This is a genomic window from Thermoleptolyngbya oregonensis NK1-22, from assembly GCF_032705245.1.
GTDB lineage: Bacteria > Cyanobacteriota > Cyanobacteriia > Elainellales > Elainellaceae > Thermoleptolyngbya > Thermoleptolyngbya sichuanensis.
In genome coordinates, this window is the sequence record NZ_CP053540.1 from 1757408 (window position 1) to 1780345 (window position 22938).

Below are 22938 nucleotides of genomic sequence, written 5' to 3' on the forward strand. Positions count from 1 at the left end.
GGCCCAAACGGACGTTGATTTGGGGCTTGTTTGGGTCATCGGGGGAAAGTTTAGACGGTTGCAGCAACGCCGCTCGTCGGAGATTTTTTCCCTTGGCACCACCAGCGCCGAAAGTTGGATTCATTCTACAGGCAAGTGGGTCGAGTTAGCAGACTGCTTGTGCCAAAGGCAAGTTCCGCCGCTAAGAGGCACGTCTATTCTTTAAGAGGTAGATCTTTAAGAGGCAGATCTGAAGAGACAGAGTGATTGGCGGGGTGGAGTGGGGTTAAACGGTTGAAGTCAGTCACTCACCCTCGCATCTCCTGCTTATCTAGCCCCTTGTTTATTTTTCCTTTTCCCTTTTCTGTTTTCCGTTGCTCAATGTTTCTTGGAATTGACCTCGGCACCAGTTCCCTAAAAGCGCTGCTGATGAGCGCTGATGGAACCGTTATCGCTGAAGCCTCCCATCCGTATCCGGTGAATGCGCCCCATCCAGGCTGGGCCGAAAGCGACCCGCAGGACTGGTGGAACGCAGGGGCGATCGCCGTTCGGAAAGCGGTTCAGTCCTATGCCGCGCAGGTGCAAGCCATCGGGCTGTCGGGGCAAATGCATGGCGTGGTGGTGTGTGATGGGGCGGGAAACCCGCTGCGGTCGGCGATTCTCTGGGCCGATGGGCGATCGCACTATGAGCTAGAACACTATCGGGCGCTGGGAACTGAGGCGCTGCGGCCGCTGGCCAACCCGCTGACCGTGGGCATGGCGGGGCCGAGCCTGTTGTGGCTGCGGCAGGGAGAACCGGAGGTATATCGGATGGCCCGTTGGGCGCTGCAACCCAAAGACTGGCTGCGGCTGCGGCTGACGGGACAGGCGGCGACGGAACCCTCGGACGCTTCGGGCACGCTGATGGCAGACGTGGCAGCAGGAACTTGGGCGATCGCCCTGCTGGAGGCCCTGCACCTGCGAACCGACTGGCTGCCGCCCATTGTGGCTTCGAGGGCGATCGCCGGAACCCTGACCCGCAGCGCCGCCGAGCATCTAGGGTTGCCTGCCGATCTGCCCGTAGTGGCCGGAGCCGCCGATACTGCCGCCGCGCTGCTGGGGAGCGGACTAACCACGGCTCGAGCCTGCCAGCTCACCGTCGGCACGGGCGCACAAATTACGCTGGTGGGCGATCGCCCCACCCTCGACCCGCACGGCTGCACCCACCTGTTTCACGCGGCCCTCCCGAATCAGTGGTATACCCTCGCCGCCATGCAAAATGCGGGGCTGGCGCTAGAGTGGGTGCGGCAACTGCTGGGCCTAAGCTGGGCCGACCTCTACGACCAGGCGTTTACCGTGGAACCGGGCTGCGACGGGCTGGTGTGCTTGCCCTACCTCACCGGAGAACGCACCCCCCACCTCGACCCCACCCCCACCGGAGCCTGGATTGGGCTGGGGCTGCACCACACCCGCGCCCACCTGGCCCGCGCCGCGCTAGAGGGCGTTGCCTTTGCCATTGCTCAGGGCTTTGCGGCACTCCAGGCAACCGGGGCAAATCCCGATACCCTGTATCTGGCGGGCGGCGGCAGCCTGCATCCCCAGTGGCGACAGCTTTTGGCCGATGTGCTTCAGCGTCCGCTACACAGCCTCGAAACCCAATCGGCCTCGTCCCGAGGAGCGGCTCTGCTGGCGCGGCTGGGAATCGGGCAAGATAGACAAATAGGGGAACCCTGGAAAAAGAAGCAGGCGATTTCTGGAGGGAGCGCGACGCAAATCGTCCCCGCCCCGCAGATCACCGTTCCCAACCCTCCTTCCCCTGCCCTAGAAACCGCCCATCAGCGCTTTGCTCAACTTTATCCGGCAGTGCGATCGCAGCTTTGAAAGAAGGGTCAGGGGACAGAAGGCAGGGATTCTGGACGCACGCTCTGCCCGCTTTACTTTTCCCCCCTGCCCATCCACAACCCAATCCTCTCCCATGCTCACCCCCGTCACCACCTGGTATTTGGAAATGCTCAGCCCAGAGTGGCTGCGCCCCACCCTATCCAGCCGTGCCGATCTAGTGGTCATGCAGGCCGAGGTTCCGTCGCCAGAGTTTAGCCGCTTTCTCTATACGGCGGTTGGGGGCGACTGGTATTGGCTTCAGCGGTTGTCTTGGAGCTATGAGCAGTGGTTGCGCTATCTCGATCGCCCGCAGGTGCAAACCTGGGTAGCCTATGTGTCGGGTACGCCAGCAGGCTATGTAGAACTGGAGGCGCAGCCCGATGAGAATGTGGAAATTGCCTACTTTGGGCTATTGGGGCAGTTCATGGGGCAAGGGCTGGGTGGACACTTGCTGACCGTGGGCACGCAGCAAGCCTGGAAGATGGGGGCAAAACGGGTGTGGGTGCATACATGCAGCCTGGATGGCCCCTACGCGCTGAAAAACTACCAGTCTCGCGGGTTCAAACTGTATGACCAGCAGGTAAATTCCGAAGATCTGCCGGAGCAGCCGCCGGGTCCCTGGGGTTGAGGGTTCAGGGGTTAGCTTTCTTTGGCGGCAGCAACGGCAGCGTTTCCTGGCTTGGCGACTGGCGCTGGGGAGTGGGGATTTTCCTCCGCGTTGATGATTGCTTCCAGCAGGGCCGGAGGTTCCTGGTTGAGCCGCCCTAGCTGCACCAGCTCGTAGTAAGCGTTGGATTCCACGGCCAACAGTTCTTTTCGCAGCGTCTCGACCCCCAACTCTGCTAGAGACGGATCTTGCTGGGACAATGCCTGACTCTGCTGCTGCAATTTCAATAGCTCTGACTCGATGGTGGCCCGCTCTGCCCGGAACGCTGCTGGATCAATGCCCGCACTCGTGCCTGGCTGCTGCATATAGTCCAGCACTTTTTGCAGAGCGGTTTCCCGCGAGATGAGTTCTAGATACTGCTGCTGGATTGGGTTTGCCTGGATCAGGTCGAGCGCCTGCAACAGCGGCTTGACCGTGATGCCCTGCACCAGGATAGTGAAAAACACCGTGCCAAACACTACTGCGATCAGGGCATCTCGCTGGGGCACGGTTTCGGGCACGCTGAGGGCCAGCGCCAACGCAACGCCACCCCGCAGCCCGCTCCAGCACAGCATGGTCTGGAGGTTCCAGCCGATATCGACGGTGGTGATGCGGTTGCTGATGGCCGTGAGCAGGGCGATCGCCACGACGCGAGTCACCAAAACAGCGGCGATCGCCACGGCAATGCCCGCCAAGCCCGACCACACCGAGTCGATCAGCAATTGGTCGCCAATCAGGAAAAACAGGATGGAATTAAAGAAAAAGGCGATAAATTCCCAAAACTCGCTGACCACCACCCGCGTCCGGGGGTTCATGCCCACCCGCGACCCAAAGTTGCCCATGATTAGCCCGACGGTGACGGTGCCGATCACGCCCGATCCGCCCAGGTTTTCGCCAATTAGATAGGCGGCGTAGGCTCCCACCAGCGTCAAGGACTGCTCTACTAGCGGCAGGTCAAATTGTTTGGTGATTAGCGAAATGCCAAAGCCCACCAGCAGCCCCACGCCCACCCCAATGCCTACGACCGAGGCAAATTCCACAATCAGGTTTTGCAGATCGAAGGTTTCTGTGCCCGTCGCCAGCCCCAGCAGCAGGCTAAAGGCGACCACAGCCGTGCCGTCGTTGAACATGCTCTCGCCTTCTACCAGCACCTTGAGCCGCGAGGGTGCGCCCAGTTCGCGCAGCAGCGTGCTAACCGCCACCGGGTCGGTCGCCGATAGACACGCGCCCGTCAGCAGCGCCACCGGCCAGAGAAAATCGGCCCACTGCGCCAGCGCAAACGCAATGCCCAGGATCGTCACCACTACGCCCAGCGTGGCATAGAGCGCGATGGGAACCAGGTTGCGGCGGAGTTCGCGCCATCGAATGTTCCACGCTGCCTCAAACAGCAGCGGCGGCAGGAAGATCCACAGAATTAGCTCTGGCGATGGCGAAAAGAAATGAATATCCAGCAGCGCCAGCCCCATGCCTGCGATCACCAGCAGCACGGTGTAAGGCAGCTTCCGCATCCAGGGGATACTCTGCGGCAGTACGGCGATAATCAGCGCCGCCGAGATTACCAGCAAAAACTGCTTTAAGTTCTCTTCAATCGAGACGGGTTCAACCAGAGATTCCATAGCACAAACACATGAACCGACAAATGCGACAAATGTGGTTTAGTGTAGCGTCTTTTCTCTGAAAGCCCGGTACTACAGGACTCACTAACGCTTTAATTGGGGTTTCCCAGGGTGTTGGGCGAGTTGGGGCGATCGCCCGCCCAGCCCCGTCATCAGCCGCAGCGCCAGAAACCGCAGCGGCCACAGCCCGCCCATCAGCCGCAGCGCCAGCCGTCGCGCCATCACCAGCGGCCGCCAGCGGTTGGAGAAGGTGCGATCCAGCAGGTCGGTAAAGCCCAGAATCGCTAAGTTCTCTAGCTTCCGCCAGCGCTCGTAGCGCTTCAGCACGGGCAAGGTGCCCAAGTCTTTGCCTGTGGCGTGCGCCTGGGTTAGCACCTCCGCCAGCGCCGCTGCATCCCGAATCCCCAGATTCAGCCCCTGACCGCCGACGGGATGGCAACAGTGCGCCGCGTCGCCCACCAGCGCCAGTCGGGGCTGCACGTAGCGATCGCTCTGCATCAGCCGCACCGGGAACAACGCGCGATCGCCCACCAGTTCCAGCCGCCCCAACTGCCCGCCATAGCGTCGTTCTAGCTCTGCCAGAAATGCCGATTCTTCTGTCTCTAGCAGCGCCCTGGCTTCGGCATGGGGAGCCGTCAGCACGATCTGGCAGCGGTTGTCGGGCAGCGGCAGCGTGGCAAAGGGGCCGCTCGTCCAGAAGTGTTCGCGGGCTACGTTGCCGTGGTCTTTTTCGGGGCGAATCACCGCCGTCACGCAGGACTGCCAGTATTGCCAGCCGTGGGTGCCGATGCCCGCCGATTCCCGCAGGGGCGATCGCGCTCCGTCCGCCGCTACTAGCAGTTGCGTGGTGAGTTGCTGCTGTTCGCCATCTTGCTCGATTTTCAGTGTGACGTGATCTGGCGCATAGTCCACCGCCGCCAGCGTTGCGGGGCAGTGCCAGGTGAGGTTGGGCGCGTTGTCCAGGGCTTCGTAGAGCGATCGCAGCAAGACGTGATGTTCGCCCACATAGCCCAGTTCCGCTGTGCCCAGGTCTTGGGGCTGGAGCGTCACCACAGCGGGCGAGTCTTCGTCTGCCAGCCGGATCTGGCGAAAGGTGGCAATTTGCGGCAGAATTTTGTCCCATAGCCCCAGCCCAGCAAGAATGCGCCCTGTCATCAGGGTTAGCGCGTAGGCCCGCCGCCAGGAAAAGCCCGCCTCGATGGGCTTCGCCTCAATCACCGCCACCCGCAGCCCGGAATGTTTCAACGCGCAGGCCAGGGTTAGCCCGACGATGCCCCCTCCGGCGATCGCCACGTCATAATCCAGCCGATGGGTAAAACTGTCTGCCGGAGAGTGTTGGGAAACGCTCTGCTGATTCGAAATTTCTAAAACCGAGCCAGCGTGGTCAACCAAGGAACGCGGATCTAAAACCATGTCGGAGCGCAAAAGGCAGATGAATAGAGGAAATTAAAAGTGTTAAGTAATTTAACTAACTCTATTGTGACGCGATCGCCCGCTTCCTTTCAAGCCAGCAAACCGAAATTGCAGCGGGCAGGCCCAGCGTTCACCAACCTTCCACCCCGCTACGACCTCGACGGAGGGGATGGAAATGGTGAGAAATGCAAGGAGTCTTCCCGGTAAAATAAGAGCTTTGCGGATGCCGAAATTAAAAAACCGTTACAAAGCCTCACGCGCCACGCCGACCTCAACCTTATACGCTCAAAACCTTATACGTTTAAATAGGACGCTTAAAGATAAGGCGCTTAAAGACGCTCTCAATTCAACGCTCTAGCTCACCATGCAGTCACTCAGCCCCACCGAACGCCTGATCAAAGCCTACGTAGACCTGGGCAACACGCTCTATCGCCAGGGCGACTTTGCCCAATCGCTGTCCTATTTTCAGCAGGCGCTCGACGCTGCGCCAGACTTGGGCGCGTTTCAGAAGGCGCGGCTGCTCTACAACATTGGCGTGTCGTATCTGAATATGGGGGAGCGCGATCGCGCCATTGGCTACTTTCAGCAGGCACTCGAACTCTGCCCTGACCTGGCCCCGGCCCGCGCCGAATTGCAGCGGATTGCATACCAGGATGACGTTCAAGCCAAGGGCTACGAGTTTACTCAGGACTGGTTTAGCCGCAACGTCTGGCTCTGGCAGGAACAGCTTGGGGCATTGGCGGGGCGGGAAAACCTGAATGCGCTGGAGATTGGCAGTTGGGAGGGGCGATCGGCCTGCTGGCTGCTGGAAAATGTGCTGACCCATCCCACAGCGCGGCTGACCTGCGTCGATACTTTTGCGGGCAGTTCCGAAAATCTGTCGCTGGATCACGACACCGAGGGCATCGAAGCCCGGTTTGATGCGAACATTGCCCGCACCGGGGCTGCCGAGAAAGTGACCAAGCGAGTCGGGGTATCCAAGGATGTCGTGCGATCGCTCCCCCTAGACTCTTTCGACTTTATCTATGTCGATGGCTCTCACCACGCGCCCGACGTGATGACCGACGGCCTGCTAAGCTGGCTCGTTCTCAAACCCGGCGGCATCCTCATCTTCGACGACTACGACTTTGGGCTGACGGGCTACGGCACCAAAGAGGCGATCGATGCCTTTCTCGCCACCTTCAAGAGTCAGCTTGAGCTATTGCACCAGTCGCACCAGGTCGCCGTGCGAAAGAAAGCGTGATGGCATCTCGACTAATTGCCTGATTGTGGAATTAAACTACGGTATTTTAGACCAAAACAGGGGTTGAGCTAGTCGCCTACCGGGAAAGCGTCGGGGTGATTAACTCCCGCCCCGATATTGCTGACAGCTAGGAACACGCCCGCTGGTTGCGCGACCAAGCTGAACACCGTGAGCGGGCTTAGGTAGCCAACGTACCTTATTGATACCGATGTCATGATCGATATTCAGCGAGGGTATGCACCAACACTGGCTTGGTTTGCCTCTGTCCAAGCACTGCCAAGCATTCCCAGCTTTGTCGTTATGGAATTGACTCAGGATGCCCAGAATAAGCAGTAGGTGCGTAAAGTCCTACACCTTGTAGCGCCTCTAACTATATGTTTGGCCGACCGAAACTGACTGTGCTTGTGCCCTATCTAACTTTAGAGCCTATCATCTGTCTCACAAGATGGGTCTGATTGATGCTTTGATCGCGGCCTGTGCGGTTGGGCGTAGCGCAACCCTCTGCACTTTCAATGTGAAGCACTGCCAAGTCATCTCCGGCTTAAGTCTAGAACAACCCTATAGTCGCTAAGGTACAGGTGTTAGGAGATGAAGGGCGATCGCCCAAAGGTGCGAATGCTGAGAGGGATATGCGATCACCGAAAGGTACAGATGTTAGGAGATGAAGGGCGATCGCCCTTCCTGGAGTCTGCGTGCGTGAGCAGTAAGGCTATACCCAAAACTCAGGCTGCATCAGGTCGATGGCGATCGCCAGCAGGTTCGCAAAATCAATCCGCAGCCAGAGCCGCCACAGGCGCAGTCGTTCGCGCGATCGCCGCTCGTTGCCGATCCACAGCAGCCGGATCAGTTGCAACAATAGCCCGCCCCAGGGATAGCTACTCCGAAGCATCCATAGCCAAAGACAGCACGAGAACGATTTTATATTCGATTTCATCTTCATAGTGGTCTCCCCAGGCTTGAAGCCCTGCACCCCAAATCCTGGCTTATCGTCTACCTTCATCGCCCCAACACGCCCTCCAGCGGCAGCCCCAACTCTGCCCGCCACTGGCGCACGGGCTTTTCCCATGCCTCCTCCCAGCGCTGAGCAAACAGAGGTTTGGCCTGCTCTCCCAGTTCCCAGCCGAGAGCGATCGCCCGCAGCAGGTCAGGCATGGCTTCGGGGGCGAGCAGCGTCGTGCCGATGAGCGCATTGGCGACTAGCATTCCCGCCAGCGGCAGCCGAAACTGTGCCAAATAGAAAGCTTGCAGCCCAATTTCGCTAATTTCATCTGTGCTAAAGCCTGTGATAACGTGCCAGAGGTCGTGGGTCTGCTGCCAGCGATATTCCACATAGGCCGTATCGGTGGTCAGATCCAGCGGCATCTCGATACGCTCGAAACCGCTGTCTTGCAGCATCGCTGCGTAAACTTGCCCCAGAGATCCGATTGGATAAGTAATCAAACGATCGAGGTCGTGGGCGGGCGGCTGGTAGCGTTCCTGGATTAGTGCGGCAACGTCTGGATCGCGCTGCATCTCAGCCGCGGCCAGCCGATAGGCATGGCTATCCACCAGCGACAGGCTCAGTTCGTCCACGGCTGTCAGGTCAGCATCGGCCACCAGCAGCGAAAAGAAAGCCTTGAGCATCGTCAAAAACTGAACATTGCGATCGCGCTCGCTGGACGGAAAGGGGTTAGTTGCCAGAGATTGGCGGATTTCGGCGATCGATGGATATGCAGAGGTCAGCGGTTTCATAGGAAAACTCCTGGAAAAGGTCAATGTGGAGAGGTCAGGATCGCAAAGTCGGGATTGCAAAGTCAGGATTGACGCTGCTTCAACAAAAAGCGAGCAATGTTCATGTTTATAAAATACGAACAATGTTCATGTTTTGTCAAGCCGTTGTCCCCTAAGATTTTGAAGGAGCGTTTCTCAAGCGCTGCTCTACTGTTGTCTCTCTCGGTCTTGCGATGACTGCCCTCCCGTCCGATGTGCCCCTGCCAGATATCTCGTCTGGCACCATGCGCCGCCAGCCCAAGCAGGCCCGCAGCCAGGAGCGGGTCAGCCAAATTTTGAACGCAGCCGAGGCGCTGTTTATCGAGCAGGGCTATGAACAAACCACCACCAGGGCGATCGCCACTCGTGCCCAGGTTCCGGTTGGGTCGCTCTATCAGTTCTTTCCCGACAAAGCGGCGATTTTGAAGGCACTGGCCGATCGCTACATGCAGCAAGAATACGAACTCTTTGCCAGCCTCCATGCTGCCGTGCCAGAACCCATGCCCCTGGCGGATTATGTCGATCGTGTGGTGGAAGCGTTCGACCATTTCATGACCCACCAGCCAGGCTATCGAGCCGTGTTTGAGCAGGTGCTGGGGCTGATGACGGCGGGGGCGATCGCCGAAATGGACACCTACGAGGCCCGCATCGTAGATGACTTAGCAGACTTTTTGGGGCGGCTACGGCCAGGGCTGGATGCAGCACAGCAGCGGGCGATCGCCCTGGTGGTGGTAGAGTCCGTTGGCAATTTGCTGTGGCTCTCGCTCAAGGCCGACGCCCCCCTTCGCACTCGCCTGATTGCTGAAACCAAGCGCCTGATGACCCACTATCTCGCCAGCTATTTTGGTGAAACGATTGGCGAAGCAGGATAAGGGGGCGTTAGCGAAGCATTCCAAAGGAATCGCCCACTTCCCCCGAATCAATGCTAATCAATGCTCACGCCGCGCACAGTCTTGGGGCGGCTGCGGGCGGCCAGCGGCGCTTGCTCGATTTCGCGGGCGCGGATCTGGTGCGCCTGGAAGTGCTGCTGCCAGAGGGCGGGCGCATCTAGGGTTTCGCCGCCGTGGGTGGTATGGCGCGATCGCACGCGACACAGCACAGGCGTATTGACGCAGGCTCCCGACACGATCACCTGTCCCTTCGTCAGGGCGGGCAATTCCTTCAGCAGGTCGCGCCCCGCCGCCTCCACGCCATATTTCAGGCTGTCTTGATCCACCGGGTTGACAATCCGCATAATGAACTGGCTCATGCACTGCGACAGCACATCGGAATCTAGCTTGCCCGGCCGCTGCGTAATCAGCCCCACGCCCAGCCCAAACTTGCGCCCCTCGCTGAGGATCGTCCGCAAAATGGTTTTGCAGCGGGAAGGGTCGTGGGCCGGGGCAAAGCGGTGCGCCTCTTCCAGCAGGATGAATACGGGGTAGGGCAAATAGTTCTCGTCGTCGGGGGCGAGGTTGCCCTTTTGCGTGTTCATGCGGGCGTGGTTGGCCTGCCGCAACACGGCGGCGCAGATCACCTGTTGCTCTTCCTGGCTGATTTCATTCATTTGCAGCACGGTCACCTGGCCTGGCTGAAACAGGTCGCGGGGCGACAGATGCTCGTAGGTGTGGAAATAGGGCGATCGCGCTAGTTTTTCCAGCTTCCATTGCAGCGCCCCGGCAGAGCTGCCGATTTTCGTGTTGCCCTCTTCATCGGTGGCGGTGTCGGCCTGCTCCACGGCGGCGTAGAGGTCGTTGATCGTCCAGCGATAGTCGCCCTTGCGGTGGCTATGCAGCAGCGAAAACGCTTTGCTGAGAATGGCCTGCTGGCGATCGCTCATCTCCGGCAGCAGCGCCAGGATGTCGTAATAATCCAGCGACGACACCCGAATCCGCACATCATCCGGGGTCAACACCCGCACCTTGGGCGCGTAGCCGTCTTCGTCGGCAAACTGGCTATGCCCCTGCATTTCAGCCAGGGTGCTGTATTCTCCGTGGGGGTCAAAAATCAGCACTGCGGCCCGGTTTTGCGGCGACAGCAGTTCTTCGACCAGCACCCCCGCCAGATAAGACTTGCCCGACCCTGTGCCCGCCAGAATTGCCATGTGGGTGCTAACCAGTTCCTTCACATCCACCACCACGGGCACCGCCCCCGACTCGCGCAGCAGCAGCGATCCCAAATGCGCCGTGCCCACGTCGCCAAGCTGCTTTTTGTTCAGCACTTGCCGCAAACATTCGTCGCTGGCAAGGTAGACTTTTGCGCCGGGATCGGGAGCCTGTCGCGGGTTGATGAAGCCAAGCGCTTTGTGAAAGTAGCCAATGACCTCGACGGTGACTTCGTAAATTTCGGGATTGGTGTAGGAAAACCCGACTAGCGCGGCGATCGCCTCTGGGCTGATTTCGGTATCGGCAAAAATGCGGTCGGGTAGATGGTCGATCAGGCGGCGGTCGGAGATTTTGCCCAAAATTTGCAGCCTTGCCCCCTCATCGGCGATCGCCTCATAAAACACAAACTCGCCCACTTTGACAAAGCGATTGTCGGCCGTGATAAACACGTATTGCGTTGATGCCTCGCCTGGGCCCTTGACCGTACCAATTGCTTGAAGCGCAGAAAAGCAGGGTTGTGCAAATGTCATAGGGAGGGGAGAAGGGGGAAGAGGGAAGAACGAAGAACGAAAAACGAAGAGGGAAGGAAGAGGGAAGAACGAAAGGGGGATTGGGTCAAAGTGGGGTGTTGATGAAGCGTCCTAGAGATATTTTAGGGAGATACATGCGTTCTAGCATACTGCTTTCGCAATCCTGACCCTTGGATTTATACGACCTGTGGGCGATCGCCCCGAATCGTAGGGAAATCACGGATTCTGCTGTTCTATCCAGCGTGTAATCTGGAGCAAGCCACCATGTTTTAGCAGCCCGTCAGTGATTGTTCTCATCCTGTCTAAATTTCTCTGATTTTCTAAGTTTTTCTTGAATGGGTAAGTGGCTCGGTCCCATGACGGTTTATCTCGGCATCTGCCCCTTTCGTATCTTCGTAGTCTAAAAATTATCTAAATGTTGGGTTCTGGTGGGTTTATCAGAGCTAAAGCGTTAGGTAATTTATGACGAATGGATAGAGTTGTAAACCGCTCAGAAGACCGATAAAAATTGAGCAAGGTCAGGCAACCTTGATCAACTGGGTTCCCTCGTTCTATCCGGGCTGCATTTCTGCACGGTAATTTTTCAAAAGGTGGCTGAATTGACGATGGCGAAGCGTTTCCCGCTATCCCAACATGACGATACTCCGACCACAGCATCCTTCGAGTCAGCTTCTCCTTGCGATTCGCGAAGCGATCCCTGGGGGAATTGCCCAGATGCCGTACCAGACTGGCTCCAAATTTTGGTGGACAGTGCCTCCTCCGAAGTGGCGCTCGGTCAATTGCTGACGGTTCTTGCCCAGCGGCTTGGCGCAAGTGCCTGTGCAGTCGGCATACTGAGCCGCAGCCAGGGCTTGACCCAAGCCTTCTACTGGCAGCCAGGGCATCCCCCCACGTTGTCTCGTTCGCTGCGTCCGCTGCTGGATCTGCTAGAACTGCCCGCCGTGCGATCGCCCCTCGCCAGAACGGAACTCCTGTCGATTTCAAATTTCTCGACCCTCAAGCAAGCTTCTGCCCTGCCCCTCCCCCCAGATGCCGAAGACGAGTCCGGCGACTTCCTGTATCAATGGCTGCCCCAAGTTCCAACTCCTGTGCAGGAAAGCACCAGGGATCTTTCGGCTCCTATCGCGGCTGATCCAGATCGCCTGGTGAATTGGTCTAATCCTGGATCGATCCTCGTTAGCAAAATCCGGTTTCAGGGATGGATGAATGGCGTACTCGTCGTCCTGAAATCACAGCCTTACGTGTGGACGGAGTTAGACATGCAGCTACTCAGAACGGTTTCTAGCCAGGTTTCGGTCGCCATCTCTCAGATCCAACTCCAGCAGCAGGTGCAGCAGCAGCTTCAGGCTCAAACGCTGGTTGAGCGGCTCACCAGCGCAGTTCGCAATGCTTGGGCCACCGAGCGAATTTTTCAACTGGCGCTGGAAGGGGCGATCGCCACGTTGCAGGTCGAACGAGGTCTGGTGGCGCTTTACAAGTACAAAGACCCGCTCCACAGGGGCCGCACCAACTCGTATCGGTCGGGCGTGCGAATCACGGTGGAAAGCCTGTTTCCGGTGCCCCCATCCACTGCGCCAGCGCCCTCGGCTTCTGTAGCATCTTCTTCTAGAGCTTCGGCAGAGGAAGAAGTCGCCTCTAAACCCTCATTTCAGCTATCGGACTGCGGGCTGTGTCAACAGGTGTTTGCCCACCCCGATCTGGCGATCGCCCTGCCCAGCTATTCAGAATCGCAGTGCGGTGTGGCCGATTTGGCAGAGCCAATTCAGGCAGCGGCGGTGTTTGACCTGGCCACCCTGCCCAGCGTTTTGCTCGTCCCGCTAGAAAACCAGGGCACGGTCTTGGGCATTTTGGTAGTGCAACAGCGCCAGCCCCGCTACTGGCTCTCAGAGGAGGTGGCTTTTCTGCGGATGGTGGCGGCCCAGCTTAGCACAGCGATTATTCAAACGCGCACCCTGCGCCAGGTCAACTCGCTGGTGGACGAGCGCACGGCCCAGCTTCAGCGCAGTCTGGACGTGCAGGCCAAGCTCTACGAAAAGACGCGCCAGCAGGTCGAGCAACTGCGGCGGCTGAATCAGGTGATGGAGGAATTTCTCAGCACCGTTAGCCACGAACTGCTGACTCCGCTGACTAGCATGAAAGTGGCGATTCGGATGCTGCGGGAGGCAAATTTGGCTCCGGAGCAGCGCGATCGCTACCTGGAGATCTTAGAAGCCCAGTGCGCTCAGGAAACACGCCTGATTAACGACCTGCTGACCCTGCAAAAGCTGGAGTCGCAGTCCGCTATGGCGCAGTTTCAGCAGCTTGATTTGCAATATGTCCTGCGCGATTTGCAGGAAGCCTGGGCAGATAGCCTAGCCGAACAGCAAATGACGCTGGAGGCAGAGGTTCCGGGGCGATCGCTGATGATTCGCACCGATCCCGACAGCCTGCACCGCATCCTGACGGAACTGCTGACCAATGCCAAAAAATACGGCGAGGCCGGCAGCAAGATCCTCCTCAAGGCCAGCCTGGAAGTTGCCGAATCGGTGCCCCAAGTGGTGGTCAGCCTGACCAACACGGGCGCAGGTATCGCACCAGAAGAAATTCCGGTGATTTTTGAAAAATTTCGCCGGGGCCAGGGCGCAACGCAAAAGGCGATTCCCGGCATTGGGCTGGGGCTGGCGCTGGTCAAGGGGCTGGCGGCTCACCTCAGCGGGGCGATCGCCGTCACCAGCCAGCCGATCTCTGGAGCCGATCTCTGGAAAACCTGCTTTACGCTCACCCTGCCCCAAGCTCCTGACCTGAGCCGTTAAGAACCCATCGGGTTGCCCACTCCATGTCCACACTCAAATAGGACTTACGCACTTGCGATTAAACTTTCTGAGTTTTGAACGACTTCTCGCAAGCGCAGCCCGCGAGAAGTCGCTCAACTGCGTAAGTCCTAATTAAAGACGGATTAAATCCCTGACAAATCCTTGATAAGATGCCACCAGGATTTTGTCTGTGCTACTCGGAGCCTGCATCGTCCACTCGCCGCGAAGTACACCCGCCATGTCTAACGCCGATCTCGACCTAGAAACCCTCGATCTGGAGGACGAGAGCCTCGATCTGGAGCCATCGCTGTGCAGCGCGGTGGCGGTCGAGGTGGTGCCCGTGGGCGATCGCACTCGGCAGATTTCGGCGACCATCCAGATTCCTCAGCCGAGCGATCGCATCTGGCAGGTATTGACCGATTATGAGCATCTGTCGGACTTTATTCCCAACCTCCAGGAGAGCCGCCGCATCCCCCATCCCGACGGCGGCATTCGTATAGAGCAGGTCGGCGCACAGGCGCTCTGGAAGCTAAAGCTCAAGTTTTGCGCCCGCGTTGTGCTGGATATGGTGGAAAACTTTCCCCGCGAACTGCGCTTTCAAATGGTAGAAGGGGACTTTAAGGAATTCTTCGGCGCTTGGACGCTCCAGCCCATCACCGACCACAGCACCAATTTAACGTACACGCTGACGGTACAGCCCTCTCGCATGATGCCCGTTGGCTTGATTGAGAAGCGCCTGCGCCGTGACCTAGAAGTGAACCTGGCTGCTATTTATCAGCGCGTCGAGGCGATCGCCCGCCAGTCCTGATGTTTTTGGATGTTTTCGCTTCTGGGCAGTTGGCGCTAGAACCGATGCCCGATGCCCAGTTGCATCTGCATATTTTCTGTTGCAGCGGCTGGGCCAGGGCGATAGCGCACGTCGCCATACACCACCACGCGCCGACCCACCGAGGCTTCAACACCAGTGGTAATCACCACACCGTCGCGATCGCCCAGCGGCGTTTGGGCCCCCGGTCGCACGATGGCAAAGCCCGCCCCAGCGTAGATGTTTGCCGCGTTGCCGAGGGGCAGGTCATAGGTGAGGCTGGGCATGACAGCCTCAATATCTTGGTTCAAAACCAGCGTGCCCCGCAGGGAAATGGGCGAATTGGGCAAGTCGAGCCGCCCGTGAAACTGAGTATCGGGGGCAGTGGTCTGTCCTGGTGCGGGTCGGCCGGCGTTCACGGCTTGCTCCATCAGCCAGGCCGCCGAACCGCCCGACAGCACCACCGACTGGAGGCTCGATTCAAATTCGCTGGGGTTCACCACCGACCCCACATAGCTCCCCGCAAACCCCCTGGGATTTGCCCAAGCCGGGGTATGTGCCACTAGGAGTGGCGCGATCGCCCCGCAGAGACTCGCCACCCAAAGCCGCGTCGCCCAAGATCGAGTCGCCCCAGACCGAGTTGAAAGGTTCATGCGTTTAACCTAGAGAGCCTTTGAGAGAACTATGCGCGATAACTGCTGTCTTGCGTTTCTGTCTTGCGTTGCTGTCTTGCCTTTACGGCCGCAGAAACTAGTTCTCCGGGAATCTCTGGAAAATTTTTGACTAAAAACTTTTTGAGCGAGGGGCGATCGCTAAACACCAGATTCCGTCTCTCCATGACCCTGCACTGCCTCCGCCCAGAGCCGGGGATACACCAGCACAAAAAAGCCCATCCACGCCAGCACGGGCACCGCCATCAGCCCCGTCAGCCAGACGCGATGCAGCAATAGCCAGCTTCCGCCGATCAGCCCCATGCCCGTCAGCACAATCGACCACGGCTGACACCACCAGGGCTTGACCTGCCACACGCTTTGGGGAGCCGTCATCGAACCTCTCGAAGAGTTAGGGGAATTGTTCATCGCTGCGCCTCTGCTAGTTTTGCTCCACTAGTTTTACTCCACTAGTTTTGCTCCATTTGGCGTTCGATCCGCTGCTTTGCCGACTGCTCAAACCAGGCAACGACCTGGGGCACGGTCAGGGTTTCGATGGGCTGGTCGGCTTCGGCGGCGATCTGGTGCAGCGGCTTTAGCGAAGAAATGACCAGCCGCCCAAAAAACACCTTAAAGGCATCGTCGAAGCCTTTTTCGGGCGAGAGGCTGGGGTCTTGCTCAACCCAGTTGGCAATTTGCTGGGGGCTGAGGTCGGCGATCGCCCTGTTGCTCTGCTGCGCGATCTGCTGGAGGCAGCGGAGCGAATAAATTGCCACGCGGGCCGAAAAGCGATCGCTCGCGGTCATCATGGCGCGGTCTACTTCGGCGCATTCCTCTGGCGTGAGGAACTGATCAACGGGTTGATCCGGATCGGGAGTTGGCGTTTGATCGGACACAATCACCGGGCAAAAATCGTCTCTCCCATTATGTCTGCTGAATCCGGTTTGGTGGGCAGGGTTTCGGTGGGCGATCGCCCTCGATCGTTGCTTTCGCCTCAGCTTGAAACTGGGACTTCAGCCCTTCCAGGGGTTTCGGTGGGCGATCGCCCTCGATTGTTGCTTTGCCAAGGCTAGTTGCTTTGCCAAGGCTCATTGCCCTCTCGTGGCAAGATTCACCCAAACTCACCGCCTGTCCTCCCCCGCAACGTACCCAAAAACCGTCCACTCCCCGCCCGCAAACCGTCACAGGGACAACCCCCGAAAATCTGGCACGCATGGCACACTAAAAAACGTGGTGTGGAGTCTTTACTGTTCTTAACGAGTTGCTATGAGCGCGATCGCCCTTGCTATTGCTTTTCTAACCGCCTTTATCTTTGCCAGCTTCGTTGAATACTGGGTTCACCGCCTGATGCACTTCAAGCCCAACAGCGTCGGCAAGCGCCACGTTGATCATCATCGCCGCAATGAAGGGCAGGGCGTAGTTTGGGAGTTTTTGGATTACGTCAAAGGCAGTGCGATCGCCATGATCGTGCCCTTCTTCTTTTCAGCCAGTTGGGCCCCCGGCTGGGTCGCGGGCGCACTCGCCTTCGCCGCCTTTTCTGCCTACGCCCACCAGCTTCAGCACGAAAACCCGACTAAGGTGTTCTGGATGAAGATGCCTGTCCACTATGTTCATCATAAGTATGGCCAATGGAACCACAACTTCGGGCTAGCCGTCGATTGGTGGGATCACATCTTCCGCACCTACAAGCCCACCGAGTGGCTGACCGAAGAAGAACTGAGCCGTCCTGAAAGAAACTACCTGCAACTCCGCTGGTGGTGACAGGTTTGGACTCTTTACAGGGTTTGGCTAACCCCCTTCCATTCCGGTTCAGGCTCAGCCCGGTTTCAGCAGTCTGGGCTTTGAACCCTTTTTAGCTGTTTGCTAGGGGATTCTCATCGGACAGGTTCAACCAGGAAAAAAATAGACAGCAGGCGGATCAACTGTCCACTATCCGTCACTCCAGCCCAAACTCTGTGGTAATGTGTGCTGCAAGCTCTTAATAAGTGCTTCAAGTTACTTAGGCTAAAGACACTCTGAAGATTTTCTAAGCAGTCACCGCCTCCTGGCAGAATAGCGAGACATTCTTTCTAGACATTCTTTTTCCTGGACATTCTTTCGCAGCCAGTCTTCCTAGACATTTTCTAGCCAGTCTTCCTAGGCATTTTCTAGAGAGTTGCTGAGGAATGATCTGTGGTTTTCGTCTGAACAACCACTGGTAAATCTCCTTCTTTAAAAATTGGCGGTGTGAGGTCACTACCCCTATGCGTGTTCTGCTCCTGTATCCCACGTTTCCAAAAAGCTTTTGGTCTTTCGAGAAAGCGCTGGCCCTCGTCGATCGCAAGGCACTCCTGCCGCCGCTAGGGCTGATTACCGTCGCCGCCATTTTGCCGCAGGACTGGGAATTTAAGCTGGTCGATCGCAACGTCCGCCCCGTCACCGAGGCAGAGTGGGATTGGGCAGAGATGGTGATTATCTCCGGCATGATTGTCCAGGCAGACGACATGATGGCTCAAATCCGCGAAGCCAAGCGGCGCGGCAAATCGGTCGCAGTGGGTGGCCCCTACGCCACGTCGCTGCCCCACGAGCCGCAGGGCGCAGGCGCGGACTTTTTGATCTTGGACGAGGGCGAAATTACGCTGCCGATGTTTGTGGAGGCGGTGCAGCGGGGCGACACCCAGGGCGTGTTTCGTGCCAATGGCGAGAAGCCAGATGTCACGAATACGCCGATTCCCCGGTTTGAACTGCTGGATCTGGATGCCTATGACAATATGTCGGTGCAGTTTTCACGCGGCTGCCCGTTTCAGTGCGAGTTTTGCGACATTATCGTGCTGTATGGCCGCAAGCCGCGAACTAAGGAACCCCAGCAGCTTTTGGCAGAGCTGGAGCGTCTGTACGAACTGGGCTGGCGACGCACGGTGTTCCTGGTGGATGACAACTTCATTGGCAATAAGCGCAACGTGAAGCTGCTGCTCAAGGAGTTGAAAGTATGGATGCAGGAGCATCAGTATCCGTTCCACTTCAACACAGAAGCGTCGGTGGATCTGGCCAAAGACCCCGAACTCATGGAGATGATGGTGGACTGCAACTTTAACGCCGTCTTCCTGGGAGTGGAAACGCCGGATGAAGACAGCCTCGCCCTGACGCAAAAGTTCCAAAACACCCGCGATTCGCTGTCGGATTCTGTGGATGCGATTATCGCGGCGGGGCTGCGGGTGATGGCGGGCTTCATCATCGGGTTTGATGGGGAAAAGCCAGGGGCGGGCGATCGCATCGTTCGGTTTGTGGAAAAAACCGCCGTGCCCACAGCCCTGTTCAGCATGTTGCAGGCGCTTCCTGATACGGCCCTGTGGCATCGGCTGGAAAAAGAAGGACGGCTGCGGGGCAAAGTGGCGAATATCAACCAGACCACGCTGATGAACTTTGTGCCGACGCGACCCTTGGAGGAAATTACGCGGGAATACGTGAATGCCTTTTGGGAACTCTATGACCCGATGACCTATCTAAACCGCACCTATCGTCACTTTTTAAAGCTAGGCACACCGAAGCACAAGTCCAAGCTGCGCTCGGTGTCGTGGACGGTGATTCGCGCCATGCTGATCGTGTTCTGGCGGCAGGGCGTGGTTCGCAAGACGCGCTTCCGCTTCTGGGCAAACCTGATCGGCATCCTCCGTCATAATCCCCGCGTGTGGGATCACTATCTATCAATCTGTGCGCTCAATGAACACTTCCTGGAATATCGCCAGATTGTCAAGGACGAGATCGAGTCGCAGCTTGCGGAGTTTTTGGCCGAAGAGGCCCGGCTTCAGGCGGATCAGGCAAGACAAACCGCGGCCGCATAGCGTTCGGCAATGACGCACGTTGGCGGCTACAGGCTGTAGCGTGATAGGGGAAACGAAGAAGCGGGTGCGGCTCTCCTACCCCATCACGCTGCTACAACCTGATTGCCGTTCTACCGTCCTGATTCCGCAGGCTATTGACGGACGTTGACCGGGGTGGCGATCGCCTCCACGATACTCCGTACCGCAGCGACCATCGCCACTTCGCTATTGAGCTGGTTGATGGCAGACCCCACGCCCACGCCTGATGCCCCTGCGGCGATCGCCAGTGGAGCCGTCACGCTCGACAGCCCCGACGCACACAGCACGGGCACACTCACCGCTTTGGAGATTTCATAGGCAGCGGCAAGGGTAGGAGCCGCTTTTTCCATCAGTCCCAGCGTGCCGGGGTGAGCAGGCTGGCTGCTGGTGCCGCCTTCGGTCTGGATCAGGTCGGCTCCGGCGTTGACTAGATCTTCCGCCAGTTGTACCTGCTGATCCAGCGTCAGAATATGGGGCACGGTGACGGAGAGCATGACCTGGGGCAGCAGGGCGCGGGTGCGGCGGGTCAGTTCCAACACTTCTGCTGCTTCAAACCGACGACCCTGGGCATAAAAAGCGTCGAAGTTGCCGATTTCGATCAGGTCGGCTCCGGCTTCGACGCAGGGCACAAAGGCTTCGGGATCAACGGCGGACACGCACACGGGCAGCGAGATCAGCCCTTTGACTCGGCGTACCAGATCGGCACTGGCGGCGATATCCACAAACGTTGCGCCGCCCTGCTCTGCTGCACGCACGATGGCACAGACGCGATCGCCCTCAAAGTTGGTCAGTCCGCTAATCACCTTCAGCGCCGTCCGCTGCTGGAGCGCCGTTTGAAGCGTGGCATTCATGGTCATAAAGTCTCTCTACTTCGGCAAACAGTACGGTTTATTGTGCCACAGGTGGGGGATCGGCGGAGCGCTGGTCTATTGGCTTTGGGCAATGCTGCTTGGTCTAGCTTTTGCGCTCTACGCCAAAGCCAATCAGGTCAATCACGGTCGGCGTTTCGCCTGCGGGCGGCCGCTGATAGGTAACGATGGTTCGCATCCGCACGTCTGGCGCAATAAACCGCATTTGATCCACCGCCACAGAGCGGTTATAAAACGTCGTCATTTCTAGGGTCTGGCGAATGGGCTGATAGGTAAATCGGCCGGCGATCGCCCCTGCCTCAGAATAGCCCTCATCCCGCAGATAAAAGCCCTGAATCACCTCGCTCTCTGGAGCCGTAGACACCTGCGCCGCCACGGGCAGCGCCAATCCCTGGTAGCGCTCGTCGGCATGAAGCACCAGCGCATCGGGCACAAACAGCGCCTTCAGGCTCATCGACACCTTTTCGCCCCGTTCCGATTCTGTATCAAAGGAAATGGCAAAGCCAGGACAGGTGTGACCCAGAGCCGCCTGATCGAGATCCAGCCGAATTCCAGCCAATTCACCCGATGGCGAAGCGGTTTTGAGAATTTGCTGCTTTTGCGCTGCATCGAGAGAGTCTGCCCGAAACTCTGTGTAGGAGCGTTCAATATCGCCCTTCAGCAGGAAATGATAAATCCGTTCCGTCTTCCAAAGTCCAGCGCAGTTTGTAAAGAAGTCTTGAAAATTCAACATACGCGGTCAGCCACACTATTCAAATTCAACACTTAATTCCGAGGCTTATTTAACGCTCAGTTTAAGCTCAGTTTAATCTGAAATGCTCGCCCTGAATGGGCCTGCCATCCCAGATAGGGGCATATTACTGAACATCTGGACATTGAATCTAGGCACGGAATCTAGGCATTGGATAACAAAGGGCGATCGCCTCTAATTGCAAAGAAGCTCAGAGGGTGTTTGAAAAGGTATCACCTGCAATGTTAAGCACTCAGAGATCCCCCCAGCCCCCCTTAAAAAGGGGGGAAACCGCCTTAAAGTCCCCCTTTTTAAGGGGGGATTTAGGGGGAGCTTGCACGCTTTGCTACAAACAGTAGGACTTTTCAAACATCCTCCTCAGAGGAAGCCGTTCGATTCTCAATGCAACATCTTCAACAATCAGCGCACAATCGAGGAATTCCAGGAATATTCGCCGCATATTCGCTGCATGTGAGCTGCGGATTCGCTACACACTCGCTCCATATTTTCTAAACCATATTTTCTAAACCATACTTCTGATGATTTCTCGGCAATTCTTAAGGCAATATAAAGCGAGAAACCCGTCAGCGATCTGACGATTTTTCGCCTCCTGGTGTAAACATTTCTGCACAAGTTGCTGTTAAGCCTGGAACTCATGCGGGCAAGGGCAATTGTTATCAAGACTACGCCCACAGAAATCGCTGAAACCCTTGAGTCTCCGCACGAAGCCCCTTGATTGATGAATTTTCCAAACGTTAAATGATTCAGGAATAAATGGAACCTATGGACAAGCCTTTCATAAGATAGACTCATACTCAGTAAAAGGGAACAGGCGTCATTATGGACTCTTTCCGGGAACAAATTGTCGAGTTAAATGCTAAAGTTGACGCGCTGCACCAGGTTATCGAGCAGTTGAGCAACAGAATCACAGAAGTTTTTTCGGAAGTGCTGCTAGCCGATCGCAGTCAGCGATCGTCCTCAGGAACGACTTCAGCACGTCAATCCTATAATCAGCGCTATGGCTTAGAAACAGAAATGGATCATAAAGACGTGCTGTCGGATGACGATTTTCTGGAGTCGGATAGCCACAGCGGAGAGCGATCGCTCTCTCCGGAGGTGCAAATTCAGCGGCTCACGGCGCAACTCACAGCCGCGTATAATCGCATCGCTGCCCTCGAAGAGCAACTGCTGTCTCAGCGCATCCATTAGGCTTGGGGATAAGCTAGGCTTGGGGATGAGCGTTTGTTGAGCATAGGTTCAGAGCATAGCTTCAGAACATAGCTTCCAGATTTCATAACTTCCAGATTTTTAGCTGCGAATCGAAAGAGGCAAATCAGGACTGAATGTGTGAGCAATTGGGTCAGTGCTGCTTTGCCAAACTAGCTCCAAATGAAAGGGGTTTTTGGGCGATTTAGCAGGCGCAATCTGGATCTGTGCTAGGTGGTTGAGCAGAGAAGGCATTTTGTGGAGCGCGGTTGCGGCAGGAAGCTGAAGCAAGACCTGCTCTAGGATACGGCGATCGCCCAGATGCTCTAGCGGCAGGTCAGGACGTGCAGGTGATTGGGCGGGTATCACTGCCACAGGCGACAGAAAAACCAGCGGCAACTCCACTGCACCGGGGGGCGTGAAGATTGGCAGCGTTGCACCGGAGGGCAAAAAGGGGGCTGCATAGCTCCAGGTTTCCGAAGACCGCGCTTCCAGTGTGCCTGCCTTCAGCCGCAGGCTAATGCCGAAGGGACAGGCTCCGGTTTGCTGCCAGTGCAGCCGTTCCCACAGCCCCAGTGGGGCCACAAGGGGCGATCGCACCTCTGCCTCATCCTGAAGCCCCAGCAATTCTAGATAGGCATTGTCAAAGAAAAAGCAGACATTTTCTGTACCCTGGCCTGTATGGATGCGCGATCGCCCTGGCTGCAACCCAAACTCCACCAACCGCTGGGCATCTGCCGCAAGGAACGGCGTGCAGACAAAGATATGGTCTAGCTCCAGTTCTGCGTTCATCTCCAGGCTGCCTGCCCGATCAATGCCCCATTTTAGCGGCTATAAGGGATACAGGAGGGGCGCATCCCATATGCAAGTTTGCCCTTTATTTGTGCCAGTGCCGTCGGCATGTTGTGGCCCTTACGTTTCCTTGTT

At 57.4% G+C, this 22938-nt stretch carries 21 protein-coding genes and 1 pseudogene; 10 read left to right on the forward strand and 12 right to left on the reverse strand.

Annotated elements, in window-relative coordinates; translation table 11 throughout:
* Nucleotides 1-360: 360 nt before the first annotated feature.
* Nucleotides 361-1839: a xylulokinase gene (xylB, locus tag HNI00_RS07590; RefSeq protein ID WP_316792131.1), complete on the forward strand. Its 1479-nt coding sequence runs from the start codon at nucleotides 361-363 to the stop codon at nucleotides 1837-1839.
* Between the two features lie 94 nt (nucleotides 1840-1933).
* Nucleotides 1934-2467: a GNAT family N-acetyltransferase gene (locus tag HNI00_RS07595; protein ID WP_316792133.1), complete on the forward strand. Its 534-nt coding sequence runs from the start codon at nucleotides 1934-1936 to the stop codon at nucleotides 2465-2467.
* Nucleotides 2468-2478: 11 nt separating this feature from the next.
* Here HNI00_RS07595 and HNI00_RS07600 read toward each other — a convergent pair whose 3' ends face one another.
* Both HNI00_RS07600 and HNI00_RS07605 read right to left on the reverse strand, forming a co-directional pair.
* Nucleotides 2479-4101: a cation:proton antiporter gene (locus tag HNI00_RS07600; RefSeq protein ID WP_316792135.1), complete on the reverse strand. Its 1623-nt coding sequence runs from the start codon at nucleotides 4099-4101 to the stop codon at nucleotides 2479-2481.
* 84 nt (nucleotides 4102-4185) lie between these two features.
* Nucleotides 4186-5514: an FAD-dependent hydroxylase gene (locus HNI00_RS07605; RefSeq protein ID WP_316792137.1), complete on the reverse strand. Its 1329-nt coding sequence runs from the start codon at nucleotides 5512-5514 to the stop codon at nucleotides 4186-4188.
* A gap of 364 nt (nucleotides 5515-5878) precedes the next feature.
* Here HNI00_RS07605 and HNI00_RS07610 point away from each other — a divergent pair, with 364 nt between their 5' ends.
* On the forward strand, nucleotides 5879-6757 hold the full coding sequence (locus HNI00_RS07610; protein ID WP_297080022.1) for a class I SAM-dependent methyltransferase: 879 nt from the start codon (nucleotides 5879-5881) through the stop codon (nucleotides 6755-6757).
* 213 nt (nucleotides 6758-6970) lie between these two features.
* A pseudogene (locus HNI00_RS22090) lies at nucleotides 6971-7328 on the forward strand (PIN domain-containing protein).
* A gap of 138 nt (nucleotides 7329-7466) precedes the next feature.
* Here the strand turns inward: HNI00_RS22090 and HNI00_RS07615 are convergent.
* Complete coding sequence (locus tag HNI00_RS07615) at nucleotides 7467-7646, reverse strand: hypothetical protein (protein ID WP_316792140.1); 180 nt, start codon at nucleotides 7644-7646, stop codon at nucleotides 7467-7469.
* A gap of 107 nt (nucleotides 7647-7753) precedes the next feature.
* On the reverse strand, nucleotides 7754-8488 hold the full coding sequence (locus HNI00_RS07620) for a Coq4 family protein (RefSeq protein ID WP_316792142.1): 735 nt from the start codon (nucleotides 8486-8488) through the stop codon (nucleotides 7754-7756).
* Between the two features lie 212 nt (nucleotides 8489-8700).
* On the opposite strand from HNI00_RS07620, the gene HNI00_RS07625 reads away from it, so the two are divergent.
* Nucleotides 8701-9378, forward strand: coding sequence for a TetR/AcrR family transcriptional regulator (locus HNI00_RS07625; RefSeq protein ID WP_316792143.1), 678 nt, complete (start codon nucleotides 8701-8703; stop codon nucleotides 9376-9378).
* Between the two features lie 53 nt (nucleotides 9379-9431).
* On the opposite strand, the gene HNI00_RS07630 is transcribed toward HNI00_RS07625, so the two are convergent.
* On the reverse strand, nucleotides 9432-11120 hold the full coding sequence (locus HNI00_RS07630; protein ID WP_316792146.1) for an ATP-binding protein: 1689 nt from the start codon (nucleotides 11118-11120) through the stop codon (nucleotides 9432-9434).
* A 743-nt stretch (nucleotides 11121-11863) separates the two neighbouring features.
* Between HNI00_RS07630 and HNI00_RS07635 the strand changes: the two genes are divergently transcribed.
* Together HNI00_RS07635 and HNI00_RS07640 are read left to right on the forward strand one after the other, a co-directional pair.
* On the forward strand, nucleotides 11864-13912 hold the full coding sequence (locus HNI00_RS07635; protein WP_316792148.1) for a sensor histidine kinase: 2049 nt from the start codon (nucleotides 11864-11866) through the stop codon (nucleotides 13910-13912).
* Between the two features lie 238 nt (nucleotides 13913-14150).
* On the forward strand, nucleotides 14151-14720 hold the full coding sequence (locus HNI00_RS07640; protein ID WP_316792150.1) for an SRPBCC family protein: 570 nt from the start codon (nucleotides 14151-14153) through the stop codon (nucleotides 14718-14720).
* 35 nt (nucleotides 14721-14755) lie between these two features.
* Here the strand turns inward: HNI00_RS07640 and HNI00_RS07645 are convergent, their stop codons facing one another.
* The 4 genes from HNI00_RS07645 to HNI00_RS07660 form a co-directional block, all read right to left on the reverse strand.
* Nucleotides 14756-15370 (reverse strand): hypothetical protein, encoded by a 615-nt coding sequence (locus tag HNI00_RS07645; RefSeq protein WP_316792154.1) that lies wholly within the window; start codon nucleotides 15368-15370, stop codon nucleotides 14756-14758.
* A gap of 159 nt (nucleotides 15371-15529) precedes the next feature.
* Entirely contained in the window at nucleotides 15530-15763 is a 234-nt protein-coding gene (locus tag HNI00_RS07650) for a DUF6737 family protein (RefSeq protein ID WP_316792156.1), read from the reverse strand.
* Between the two features lie 74 nt (nucleotides 15764-15837).
* The gene (locus HNI00_RS07655) at nucleotides 15838-16263 is read right to left on the reverse strand and encodes a hypothetical protein (protein WP_316792158.1); all 426 of its coding nucleotides are present in this window, start codon (nucleotides 16261-16263) and stop codon (nucleotides 15838-15840) included.
* Nucleotides 16264-16291: 28 nt separating this feature from the next.
* Nucleotides 16292-16459 (reverse strand): hypothetical protein, encoded by a 168-nt coding sequence (locus HNI00_RS07660; RefSeq protein ID WP_316792159.1) that lies wholly within the window; start codon nucleotides 16457-16459, stop codon nucleotides 16292-16294.
* 174 nt (nucleotides 16460-16633) lie between these two features.
* Between HNI00_RS07660 and HNI00_RS07665 the strand changes: the two genes are divergently transcribed.
* The gene (locus HNI00_RS07665) at nucleotides 16634-17128 is read left to right on the forward strand and encodes a sterol desaturase family protein (RefSeq protein WP_316792161.1); all 495 of its coding nucleotides are present in this window, start codon (nucleotides 16634-16636) and stop codon (nucleotides 17126-17128) included.
* A gap of 482 nt (nucleotides 17129-17610) precedes the next feature.
* The gene (locus tag HNI00_RS07670; protein ID WP_316792163.1) at nucleotides 17611-19188 is read left to right on the forward strand and encodes a B12-binding domain-containing radical SAM protein; all 1578 of its coding nucleotides are present in this window, start codon (nucleotides 17611-17613) and stop codon (nucleotides 19186-19188) included.
* Nucleotides 19189-19319: 131 nt separating this feature from the next.
* Here HNI00_RS07670 and HNI00_RS07675 read toward each other — a convergent pair whose 3' ends face one another.
* The gene (locus HNI00_RS07675) at nucleotides 19320-20063 is read right to left on the reverse strand and encodes a DUF561 domain-containing protein (RefSeq protein WP_420156256.1); all 744 of its coding nucleotides are present in this window, start codon (nucleotides 20061-20063) and stop codon (nucleotides 19320-19322) included.
* Between the two features lie 97 nt (nucleotides 20064-20160).
* On the reverse strand, nucleotides 20161-20808 hold the full coding sequence (locus tag HNI00_RS07680) for a phycobiliprotein lyase (protein ID WP_316792167.1): 648 nt from the start codon (nucleotides 20806-20808) through the stop codon (nucleotides 20161-20163).
* An 837-nt stretch (nucleotides 20809-21645) separates the two neighbouring features.
* On the opposite strand from HNI00_RS07680, the gene HNI00_RS07685 reads away from it, so the two are divergent.
* Entirely contained in the window at nucleotides 21646-22014 is a 369-nt protein-coding gene (locus HNI00_RS07685) for a hypothetical protein (protein ID WP_316792169.1), read from the forward strand.
* 99 nt (nucleotides 22015-22113) lie between these two features.
* Here HNI00_RS07685 and HNI00_RS07690 read toward each other — a convergent pair whose 3' ends face one another.
* Nucleotides 22114-22803, reverse strand: coding sequence for a VOC family protein (locus HNI00_RS07690; protein ID WP_316792171.1), 690 nt, complete (start codon nucleotides 22801-22803; stop codon nucleotides 22114-22116).
* Nucleotides 22804-22938: the final 135 nt, after the last annotated feature.

Excerpts from the sequence above, each read along its gene's own strand:
- xylB (WP_316792131.1), top strand. The coding sequence starts at position 361 with ATGTTTCTTGGAATTGACCTCGGCACCAGTTCCCTAAAAGCGCTGCTG.
- HNI00_RS07595 (WP_316792133.1), top strand. The coding sequence starts at position 1,934 with ATGCTCACCCCCGTCACCACCTGGTATTTGGAAATGCTCAGCCCAGAG.
- HNI00_RS07600 (WP_316792135.1), bottom strand. The coding sequence starts at position 4,101 with ATGGAATCTCTGGTTGAACCCGTCTCGATTGAAGAGAACTTAAAGCAG.
- HNI00_RS07605 (WP_316792137.1), bottom strand. The coding sequence starts at position 5,514 with ATGGTTTTAGATCCGCGTTCCTTGGTTGACCACGCTGGCTCGGTTTTA.
- HNI00_RS07610 (WP_297080022.1), top strand. The coding sequence starts at position 5,879 with ATGCAGTCACTCAGCCCCACCGAACGCCTGATCAAAGCCTACGTAGAC.
- HNI00_RS07615 (WP_316792140.1), bottom strand. The coding sequence starts at position 7,646 with ATGCTTCGGAGTAGCTATCCCTGGGGCGGGCTATTGTTGCAACTGATC.
- HNI00_RS07620 (WP_316792142.1), bottom strand. The coding sequence starts at position 8,488 with ATGAAACCGCTGACCTCTGCATATCCATCGATCGCCGAAATCCGCCAA.
- HNI00_RS07625 (WP_316792143.1), top strand. The coding sequence starts at position 8,701 with ATGACTGCCCTCCCGTCCGATGTGCCCCTGCCAGATATCTCGTCTGGC.
- HNI00_RS07630 (WP_316792146.1), bottom strand. The coding sequence starts at position 11,120 with ATGACATTTGCACAACCCTGCTTTTCTGCGCTTCAAGCAATTGGTACG.
- HNI00_RS07640 (WP_316792150.1), top strand. The coding sequence starts at position 14,151 with ATGTCTAACGCCGATCTCGACCTAGAAACCCTCGATCTGGAGGACGAG.
- HNI00_RS07645 (WP_316792154.1), bottom strand. The coding sequence starts at position 15,370 with ATGAACCTTTCAACTCGGTCTGGGGCGACTCGATCTTGGGCGACGCGG.
- HNI00_RS07650 (WP_316792156.1), bottom strand. The coding sequence starts at position 15,763 with ATGACGGCTCCCCAAAGCGTGTGGCAGGTCAAGCCCTGGTGGTGTCAG.
- HNI00_RS07660 (WP_316792159.1), bottom strand. The coding sequence starts at position 16,459 with ATGAGCCTTGGCAAAGCAACTAGCCTTGGCAAAGCAACAATCGAGGGC.
- HNI00_RS07665 (WP_316792161.1), top strand. The coding sequence starts at position 16,634 with ATGAGCGCGATCGCCCTTGCTATTGCTTTTCTAACCGCCTTTATCTTT.
- HNI00_RS07670 (WP_316792163.1), top strand. The coding sequence starts at position 17,611 with ATGCGTGTTCTGCTCCTGTATCCCACGTTTCCAAAAAGCTTTTGGTCT.
- HNI00_RS07675 (WP_420156256.1), bottom strand. The coding sequence starts at position 20,063 with ATGACCATGAATGCCACGCTTCAAACGGCGCTCCAGCAGCGGACGGCG.
- HNI00_RS07680 (WP_316792167.1), bottom strand. The coding sequence starts at position 20,808 with ATGTTGAATTTTCAAGACTTCTTTACAAACTGCGCTGGACTTTGGAAG.
- HNI00_RS07685 (WP_316792169.1), top strand. The coding sequence starts at position 21,646 with ATGGACTCTTTCCGGGAACAAATTGTCGAGTTAAATGCTAAAGTTGAC.
- HNI00_RS07690 (WP_316792171.1), bottom strand. The coding sequence starts at position 22,803 with ATGAACGCAGAACTGGAGCTAGACCATATCTTTGTCTGCACGCCGTTC.